The following is a 686-nucleotide window of genomic DNA, read 5'->3' on the forward strand; positions in this document are numbered from 1 at the left end:
GCGCGGCGCCTGCCGCGACGAGAGGCCCGCGTACCGACTCCCCACGCTCGAACTGGGACACGCGCGGCGGCGTCGGCCTCGAAAAATCAGGGCCCAACGTGCAAGCCGCCAGGGCCAGCGCACTCGCCAGAGCAGCGGCGGAGAACAACGTGCGCAGCGACCTGCGTAGGAGCGCGCGCGGATCATTCAGCAGCGATATAGACATCGACCATCTGCCCGGGATAGAGCCGTGCGCCCTTCGGCAACACGACACGGAAAATGACCGGTAGCACGCGTACGTCCACGCGCTCGGTGCGCTGGTCCGACAACTGGATCTTTGGCGATACGTACGGCTGGATGCGCATGAATTCGAGCGGGGCCTCGAGGCTGGTGCCCCGCACAAACATGCGCGCTTTTAGCGCATGCGGATCCGGCAGACGGCCAATCAGGATCTCGTCGACATAACAGCGCACGGCAAGCTGCTCCGGCGCCGTGCCCATCACCAGCATCGGTGCCTGCGCCTGCGCGTATGGCTCATAGACACCCTGCGGCGACACATAGGAACCGAGCGACGCATTGATCGACAAAACGACGCCATCCGCAGCCGCGCGGATCGTGTATTTCGCAAGCAGGGCCTCGGCCGCAGCGGATGCCTTGCGCAGCGCATGGACCTGCTTTTCCTGATTGCGGATGTCATACACCTGTCT

1 protein-coding gene is annotated in these 686 nt (G+C 64.6%); it reads right to left on the reverse strand.

What is annotated here, in order from left to right; all coding sequences use genetic code 11:
• Nucleotides 1-182: 182 nt before the first annotated feature.
• On the reverse strand, nt 183-686 hold a 504-nt coding region (locus AWB67_RS39060; RefSeq protein WP_510183526.1), incomplete at its 5' end, for an HlyD family secretion protein.

It is taken from the genome of Caballeronia terrestris, assembly GCF_001544515.1.
In the GTDB taxonomy this organism is placed as follows: domain Bacteria; phylum Pseudomonadota; class Gammaproteobacteria; order Burkholderiales; family Burkholderiaceae; genus Caballeronia; species Caballeronia terrestris.